Genomic DNA, 8672 nt, shown 5'->3' with positions numbered 1-8672 from the left:
GCCTCACCAACGAAAACGGCGCCCGCTACCGTTTCGCCTACGACGTGCTCGACCGTTTGGTGGCCGAAAGCGGCTTCGACCGTAAACTGACCGCTTACCACTACAACGCCGGCAACGAACTGGTGCAACAGAGCGAATACGGTATCCTCGATATTCCTGCCGAAACAAACCTTTCAGACGGCCTTAAGGACTGCACACCATTGATTGTGAGCGATTACGTCCGCGACGGTTCAGGCCGTCTGAAACACATCGAAGTGCGCAGTCAAAACGGTTCCGTCCAACAGCGCAGCTATCATTACGACGTCGACGGCAGGCTCGTGCGCGCCGCCACGGCCGGACACAGCAGTGCGTTCGATTACAATACCGGCGGCGGCCTTATCGGCGAATACGCCCTCAGGCTGCCCGATGCTGCAAGCTGCGCCGCGCAAGGCCTGCCCGAATTGGATTGGCAGAATCCCGAACACGATATGTTCCTGCTGGGCAAAAGTGCCGACATCCGTTATTTCTATAGCGCCGGCGGCAATTTGGCCACGGTGGAACTACCCGACGGCCAACGCATCCACAACCTCTATTACGGCAGCGGCCACCTGCACGGCATCCTGTTCGACGGCGACACCGTAACCGACATCGAACGCGACAAACTGCACCGCGAAATCAGCAGAACGCAGGGAGCCTTAACCAGCCGCTACGAACTCGACCCCCTAGGCCGTCTGAAAAAACAGATTGCCCAACTGGCCACCCTGACGGAAACGGGCAAAAGCAAATACACCCACACCGCCGTCAACCGCAGCTACGGCTACGGCCGCACCGGCAACCTGACACACACGACCGACCAAAGAAGCGGCACCACGCATTTCGAATACGACAAACTCGTGCAGATTGCCAAAACGGGAAACGCACTGTTCGCCTTCGACCCCGCGCACAACCTCCTCAGCACCCGAACAAATAACACGCTCGATTCTGCAGCAACACCGCTTTCAGACGGCCTCAAAGCCGTAAGCGACAACCGTATTCGGGAATACAACGGCGCCAAATTCTTCTACGACCACTTCGGCAACACCATCCACAAAGAGCATCCGGATGGTACCACCCAAAACCTGTATTATGACCTGTTCCACCAACTTGTGAAAACGGAAACATTCAGACACAATCCGAACACGGGGGAATGGGAAAAAGAAATATGGGTGTATGATTACGACGCCATGGGACGCAGGATAAGGAAAGGCCGTCTGAAAGCAGACGGCAGCCTCGGAGACGCAACCGAATTCATCTGGAGCGGCAGCCGCCTGTTGCAGGAAGTGTATGCCGACGGACGTTACACCTACATCTACACCGATACGGACAGCTACGAACCTTTGGCGCAGATACACAACTACACCAACGAAGCAGGTGAAACCTACCAAGATATAAATTACTTCCACTGCGACCAAATCGGCATACCGCGCGAGATGACCGATAGGGACGGCAATCTGATATGGTTCGGGGAGTATGACGCTTGGGGCAAATTGGTTAAAGAGACCAACGTAACGGGCAGGGCGCACCAGCCGTTCCGGTTGCAGAACCAGTATTGCGACCGTGAGACGGGACTGCATTACAACTTTTTCCGTTATTACGACCCCGATATCGGAAGGTTTGTGAATCAGGATCCGATTGGCTTGTGGGGTGGAGAAAATCTATATCAGTATGCTCCCAATATCCAAATTTGGTTTGACTCTTTAGGATTGCAGAGTTACAAATGTATTGCTAAAGAAAAAGAAGGGGGTGGCGGACTAGGATATAGAGATGGTCGAAAGCTATGCACCTATACTTGTACAAACATCGCGACCAATAAAAGCGTTGATATTTTATCCAACTCAGATATATCCGATGGTAGCTCACAGTATTGCAGGGGCGCTGTTGTGGCTACTACATATAGTCCATTAACAGGCAGAGGTGTAGGGCATGCTACGCATTATGAACCATTTGATATTAATACTAATAGTTGGTATTGGGATGGTTGGGGAGGAACCAAAGATATATATGAGCAATTAAAAGGAATACCCAAATGAAATATCAGATAATGATAAAACAGCTTTTTATTACTCAATTTTTATTAAGCATTCCAAGTATCTTATACTTTACATTTTTATTCATAAATAAAAAAATTATCGCAAGTGCAATTTTTCTCAATTACCTCCATTTCACGATTTATGCATTGGCTTTTTTATGCCTGTTAATTTATATATTTAGTACATTTTTATTTATTAAGAATAAATTTCAGGAACTAATTGTTTTTTCTCTAAGTACAATATTGTTTGTTTTCAATTTGTTTACAATAAATGATTACAAATGTAAATCGACCATTAGTTGTTCTATTTTAGATTTTTTGTTTAATTTTATTTAATCTTTTTAGACACTTGAAACTCACTTACATCCCTCTAGATCATATCCCCATCGTGATAGCGCTTACTACATTATCTGTTTGGTACTGGATTGCTGTTTCACACCTAGTCCCGCCCACAGATCCTTTCTTGCTGTTTACCGACCTTGGAGATACAACAAAAACTTTACCAAAGGCGTATGCATCAACAACAAATCCGCTTTCATATTTAAATGCCTGTACAATAAACATCACCAATTCCATCAACCGTTCAGCAAGCGTAGCCTACTTGTAGGATGTAAGGATACGCACGCATTTTTTCAAGCAAGCACCACTACAAAGCCTGAAATCTACACCGACACAGACGGCGAAAACAGGCCGGAGATCAACTACTTCCACTACCACCAAATCGACATCCCGCGAGAGATGACCGATAGGGACGGCAATTTATTGTGGTTCGGCGCGATTATTACGGCTGGGGTAAGTTGAAGAGCGAGACCAACGTAACGGAAACAGCGCACCAGCCGTTCCGGTTGCAGAACCAGTATTGCGACCGTGAGACGGGACTGCATTACAACTTCTTCCGTTATTACGACCCCGATATCGGGAGGTTTGTGAATCAGGATCCGATCGGGTTGGACGGCGGGGAGAATTTGTACGGGTTTGCACCGAATGCTGCAGTATGGTCAGACCCGTTGGGGCTGGAGCCTATGGATATAGGCAAATCCATTCCCGAGGCGAACCGTCCGACGCAGAGTTCGACATCAGCGTTTGAGATGCCGAGTTACGAAGATATGGATGCGTTGTCACAGAAATACCTGAAAAAGCCGCTGCACGAAGTGCTGGAAAACATGGCCACTGGCGGCAGGCGGGGGCCGAAGGTCAAAATGCCGAAAATGGCGCCCAAACCGCAAGCAAAAACGCCGCAAAAACCAAACTGCGGAGTGGGCAAATGTGCCGGCAAACGCGACGCGCAGGGGAAATACAGGGACAGCAAGGGCAGGTATGCCGATGACCCAAACAAACTGAACACCAAGCTGACGCGGCCATCTTTGCGTTCGCAGACCGAGAAGGATGTTTACGGACGTTATACGAAATTACCTGATGGTTCGTATATGCATAAAGATACATTTGAAGTCGTCAAACCGCCCGTGCATATCGGCCACGAATACGGTTGGGAGAACAGGCGGATACTGAAGGCGGCGGACGAATTGGGTATGTCGCAGAAACAGGTTAATGATTATGTCAATGCCAGGCCGCAGAACCTTAAGCTGGAAAATGCAAAAGATAATCTGAGCCATAAGTTTGAGAAACCTGGGATTGATGAACTGCAAAATATTAAAGATGATATGCAGGAATTTTTAAGGAAAGGAAAGTAAATGAGCAATGATCCTTACGAAAATGATATTGGAATGCAGATTACCCGGGCAAATAGGCTTGGTGATATAGCCTTTCTGCAGAAAATGGCGGATACAGGTCAATTTAATCCGTTGCATATCACCGAATCAGAACGGTGGAATTATTTGCACCGCGCCAATTTAATCAACCCATCCCCAGTAGAAACTGTCAAGTTTTATCTGGACAAAGGCGTAGAGGTAAACGCACAGGACGTTTACGGCATGACGCCGCTGCACTATGCGATGCGTGCGAAAAATGGCGATGCGGCGCTGGCGTTGCTGGAAGCGGGGGCAGACCCGAATATTCCGAATATAGACAACACCATTCCTTTGGCAATGATAGGCGGAATGCCGGAAAGGTTGGACGTATTGGAGAAAATGCTTCAATGCGGTGCGGATGTGCATTACAAGAGCGGCAACAGCGGGCTGGAAATTTTAGAACTAATCAAAACGTATTTTTCGGAAGAAGCAGCGTTTAAAGCCATTATTGCAATAATGGAAAAGTATGCCTGATTGGCAGCCCGCGCAGGTACGGTTAGCCGCCCCAAGCGGCATAACCGTACGCACGCCTTCTCCCGCCTTTGAGGCCGTCTGAAAAAAACCTTCCCCCCCTTTTTCAGACGGCCTTTCCGTAGATGTCGCTGCTCAACCAACTGCCCACCCTCGGCTACGATGCCGCCGGCCGCCTGACCGCCCATACCGACGGCGAAGGCCACACCACCGCGTACGAATACGGCCAAGACGGTCTGCCTACACAAAGAACCAATGCGCTTGGTCACACCTTCGGCTACCAGTACGACCAAGCAAGAAGGCTCATCGGCCTCACCAACGAAAACGGCGCCCGCTACCGCTTCGCCTACGACGTGCTCGACCGTTTGGTGGCCGAAAGCGGCTTCGACCGTAAACTGACCGCCTACCACTACAACGCCGGCAGCGAACTGGTGCAGCAGAGCGAATACGGCGACGATGCCTCCGTTGCCGCCAAACTGATGGCGCAATACGGCGGGCAACCCGTTAAAAGCACGGACAGGACACCGCTTTCAGACGGCCTCCAAGACAAAACCCCGCTCAGAATCACCGAGTTCCAACGCGACATCTTGGGCCGCCTGACCCAAACCTTTGCCCACGACAGCACAGGCAAGGTTCAGGAAACCGCCTATCATTACGACCCCAACGGCAACCTTATCCGTGCCGCCAATGCGCACAGCATTACCTGCTTCGACTACAACGCAGGAGGAAGGTACCGGCCCAAGAAGAGAATGCCCGAAACGGCCTGATAGACACCGACTGGCGCGACCCGCAATACGATATGCTGTTCCAGCCGATCACCAACAGCATCCGTTACCATTACGACTTCAACGGCAACCGCACCACCACCGTATTGCCCGACGGCAGACAAATCAACTATCTGTATTACGGCAGCGGCCACCTGCACCAAATCAACCTCGACGGCGAAGTCATCACGGACATCGAACGCGATAAGCTGCACCGCGAAATCGAAAGGACACAGGGAGCCTTGACCAGCCGCTACGAACTGGATCCCGTAGGCCGTCTGAAAGCCCAAACCGCACAACTCAACGGCTTGTCTGAAAACGGCAGAGCAGCCGTAGCGGCGGGTTACATACCCGCCCGCACGCCCGCCCAAACCGCGGTCAAACGCAGCTACGGCTACGACAAAACCGGCAACCTGCTCCACAGCAGCGACCTGCGGACGGGCACGACGCATTTCGAGTACGACAAACTGGGCAGAATCACCCGAGCGGACAACGAACGGTTCGCCTTCGACCCGGCGCACAATATCCTTTCAGACAGGCATCGGGACAACGCAGTAAAAGACAACCGTCTTAAAGAATACAACGGCACCAGCTATTACTACGACGGCCTCGGCAACCTGATTCATAGAGAACTGCCAAACGGCGAAGTGCAGAACTATTTCTATGATTTGCACGACCAATTGGTTAAGGTGGAAATCTTTAAGAAAGACGGCAGTAAAGAGACATGGGTTTATACCTACGACGCGTTGGGTCGGCGGATAAGCAAAGGCCGTCTGAAAGAAAACGCTAACGAAGTTTCAGACAGGCATTCAACAGATAATGCCTGTCTGAAAACAGAGAACGGCAAAGATATTTTAGACAGCGAAATTGCCTTCCTGTGGGACGGCAGCCATCTGTTGCAGGAACAAAATTCAGACGGCCTTTACACTTACATCTACACCGACCAAGATTCTTACGAACCGCTGGCGCAAATCCGTGATTGGACACACGAAGAAGGAACCGAACAAAGTATCCATTATTTCCACTGCGACCAAATCGGCATTCCGCGCGAAATGACCGATAAAGAGGGCAATCTATTGTGGTTCGGGGATTATTACGGTTGGGGTAAACTCAAATCGGAAACCAATATCACAAATGCCCATCAGCCGTTCCGGCTTCAAAATCAATACTGTGATAAAGAAACGGGCTTGCATTACAACTTCTTCCGCTATTACGAATCGGACTGCGGTAGGTTTGTTAATCAGGATCCGATTAGGTTAGCTGGAGGGATCAATTTATATACTTTTGCCCTTAATACAACAGGCTGGTTTGATTCCTTAGGGCTTTTATCTATTGCAAGCTGCGCAAATCCCGCTCATGCTGCGGCATGTGCAGCTGCTGGAATAGGAGTTAGAGGTGCTGTCAGAGGCGGAGCTGTCAGTAGAACAGCTCCTCGAACTATTGTTACAGCAACAGATACAGCTACTACCTGTGAAGGAAAGTGTGAAAAAGAAAAAGATCCATGTCCAGGACAAAAAAAGATTCGTATGCGTCATTTTACTAATACGAGAGGAATTCAAGGAATTCAATCTTTAAATGTCATTATTCCAAGTGATCAAAATAAAGTATTTGCTGTTCCTGCGAAAGGAAAGCCTATGAGTGCAAAAGACTTTGAGAAAAAATTCGGCTTAAAACCAGGAAGAGCAGGCCATTATGTTGATTTTGATACCTGTCCAGGAGAATTTACACCAAGACCTAATTCCCGGAACAGTAAAGCTATTGAGTTTGTGCATGATGGGCCATTCGGATTGTATGGCAGAAATCCAACTTACCACAAAAATCGTTAATACTAAGAGGTTTATTTATGAAGAAAAAATATATGAAAATTCTAAACCAAGATGATGTTATGGAAATCTATTTGTTGCTAGATAAATTAAATGAAATATTTCACGATCCTGATAGATCAGGCGACATCAATATTATACAAAAATTTGGAGATACATATTACCCAGTTATTCATAAGCTATATTATGAAACAGTATGGAACTCATTGACCATAGAACAAAGGAAAGAAATTTTAGGAGAAGATTATGATCATAAAACACATGGACAATATGATTAAGCAAGCATAACTTGCCTATCGTGCACGGGGCTGCATTACAACTTCATTCAGATACTATGAACCGGACTCAGGACGGTTTGTTAATCAGGATCCGATTGGGTTGTGGGGTGGGGAGAATCTATATACCTTTGCGCCAAATACGACGGGATGGATTGATTCGTTGGGTTTATATAATGCTCAAAAATGTGCATCTATTGCAGCTAGAATACAAAATCTTAAAGATGAAATATATAAAAAACGTATCCCTGATCTTGAGAGTAATCCACAAAACTTACCGTGGAGAATTGGCCCCGGGGAAGCTCTTCAAGATACAGTCAGAGGACATGTAAAGCTATTAAATGCCGCACATAGTAAATTAGCTAAAGCTGAAAAAGAGTGGGTAGATAATGGCTGCGATAAACCACCTCCACCTTCTGCGCCTGCTACAAAATGTACAAACTGTTCATCTGAAAAAGAAAAAAGTAAATCTAATAAAAATTACTTGTTAATTGCTGGTCTTGGAGTTGTAGCAGTAGCAGCAGTTATTAGCCCATTTGATGGACCTTTTGGCGATGCAGCTGCTATTGGTGCGTTAGGGGGTGCTTTAGCACAGTAAAAATTAAATTATATGTAAATAATGCAAAACAATCTTTCAATGTATTAATTAGGAAGTTTCTTATGTCAAGAAATGATTTAACAATAAAAAATTATATGAACAGTCTCTTAGAGGATACAGATATTGAACAGTTAATAATATTTATTGATACTATTCCTGTCGATAAGATTCGTAGACACCTATATATCCTATCAGAAATTTTTCCTAATAAAATTGTAATTTCTCAAAAAGAATTTGAGCTTATTCAATATATATTAACTCATAATAAATTTTTAGAAGTTGAAAGTATTTCAGATTTTATTAGAGCAATCAATATTATTAGTTTTGATGAATTGCAACAAAAACAAATCACTGATTTAATTTTTTCAAAAATTCATTTATTAAGTCGATATTGTCATTTCGAATTAAATATGTTGATTACAAATATAGTTAATTCAGAAGATTTTCTTAATCGGATAATAATGATAGTTAAAGATTCTTTAAGCATTCATCTGAAAACATTTTTGTTAACCTTTATTTCACATGAATCAGAATTTCTACAAGATTGTTCTCAAAATAAAATAGATGATTTAAAAAAATTACTAAATGGCTCGGAAGTGCAATAAATAATATGGACTATCCTGCTCATGTCTTCTAAGTTCGTCTGAAAATCAGATTGCGCTTCGTGCCAACTCAGGTTTATCGCGCGGCACGAACGGGGAGACCAAATTGCCGCCGCCCAAGCCTGCCGCGGTTCGCAAACCGAATTTATCCCCATACCGCCTTCATTGTCCGCATACGCATAAACGAATATTTTTCTACCGCAAACCGCTTTAATGAAGATTACCGAAACAGGAGCATATTCATGGCCATCAACAAAATCGCCCGTAAGAGCAGCAAGTTCCGCGTGGTGTTTATGGTGCCCGACTTCTGTTGGCCGCCCCCGCCCGCTCCGCCGCAAGTGCCG

The 8672-nt window shown here is 46.3% G+C and carries 7 protein-coding genes and 2 pseudogenes; all 9 read left to right on the top strand.

The genetic code is table 11. The features are described from left to right. On the top strand, positions 1 to 2048 hold a 2048-nt coding region (locus tag AKG09_RS11340), incomplete at its 5' end, for an RHS repeat-associated core domain-containing protein (protein ID WP_054619542.1). A gap of 662 nt (positions 2049 to 2710) precedes the next feature. After that, positions 2711 to 3063, top strand: a pseudogene (locus tag AKG09_RS12370) (RHS repeat-associated core domain-containing protein); the annotation flags it as partial. Positions 3064 to 3069: 6 nt separating this feature from the next. Next, positions 3070 to 3738, top strand: coding sequence for a GH-E family nuclease (locus AKG09_RS12405; RefSeq protein WP_082392047.1), 669 nt, complete (start codon positions 3070 to 3072; stop codon positions 3736 to 3738). Further along, positions 3739 to 4269, top strand: coding sequence for an ankyrin repeat domain-containing protein (locus AKG09_RS11320; RefSeq protein WP_054619539.1), 531 nt, complete (start codon positions 3739 to 3741; stop codon positions 4267 to 4269). 146 nt (positions 4270 to 4415) lie between these two features. After that, a pseudogene (locus AKG09_RS11315) lies at positions 4416 to 6355 on the top strand (RHS repeat-associated core domain-containing protein); the annotation flags it as partial. A 201-nt stretch (positions 6356 to 6556) separates the two neighbouring features. After that, a complete protein-coding gene (locus AKG09_RS11750) occupies positions 6557 to 6856 on the top strand; it encodes an HYD1 signature containing ADP-ribosyltransferase family protein (protein ID WP_082392043.1) in 300 nt (99 codons plus the stop codon). A 32-nt stretch (positions 6857 to 6888) separates the two neighbouring features. Then, a complete protein-coding gene (locus tag AKG09_RS11310) occupies positions 6889 to 7131 on the top strand; it encodes a hypothetical protein (RefSeq protein ID WP_197272156.1) in 243 nt (80 codons plus the stop codon). Between the two features lie 34 nt (positions 7132 to 7165). After that, a complete protein-coding gene (locus tag AKG09_RS12275; protein ID WP_231623943.1) occupies positions 7166 to 7726 on the top strand; it encodes an RHS repeat-associated core domain-containing protein in 561 nt (186 codons plus the stop codon). A 62-nt stretch (positions 7727 to 7788) separates the two neighbouring features. Further along, a complete protein-coding gene (locus AKG09_RS11300) occupies positions 7789 to 8331 on the top strand; it encodes a hypothetical protein (protein ID WP_054619536.1) in 543 nt (180 codons plus the stop codon). The last annotated feature ends 341 nt before the right edge of the window (positions 8332 to 8672 follow it).

This window comes from Neisseria sp. 83E34 (genome assembly GCF_001308015.1).
Lineage (GTDB): Bacteria > Pseudomonadota > Gammaproteobacteria > Burkholderiales > Neisseriaceae > Neisseria.
Note: the sequence above shows the minus strand (reverse complement) of the source record. Positions and strands in the feature narration are given on the sequence as shown.

Coding starts and splice junctions, on each gene's coding strand:
- AKG09_RS11750 (WP_082392043.1), top strand. CDS start 6,557: ATGCGTCATTTTACTAATACGAGAGGAATTCAAGGAATTCAATCTTTA.
- AKG09_RS11310 (WP_197272156.1), top strand. CDS start 6,889: ATGAAAATTCTAAACCAAGATGATGTTATGGAAATCTATTTGTTGCTA.
- AKG09_RS12405 (WP_082392047.1), top strand. CDS start 3,070: ATGGATATAGGCAAATCCATTCCCGAGGCGAACCGTCCGACGCAGAGT.
- AKG09_RS11320 (WP_054619539.1), top strand. CDS start 3,739: ATGAGCAATGATCCTTACGAAAATGATATTGGAATGCAGATTACCCGG.
- AKG09_RS11300 (WP_054619536.1), top strand. CDS start 7,789: ATGTCAAGAAATGATTTAACAATAAAAAATTATATGAACAGTCTCTTA.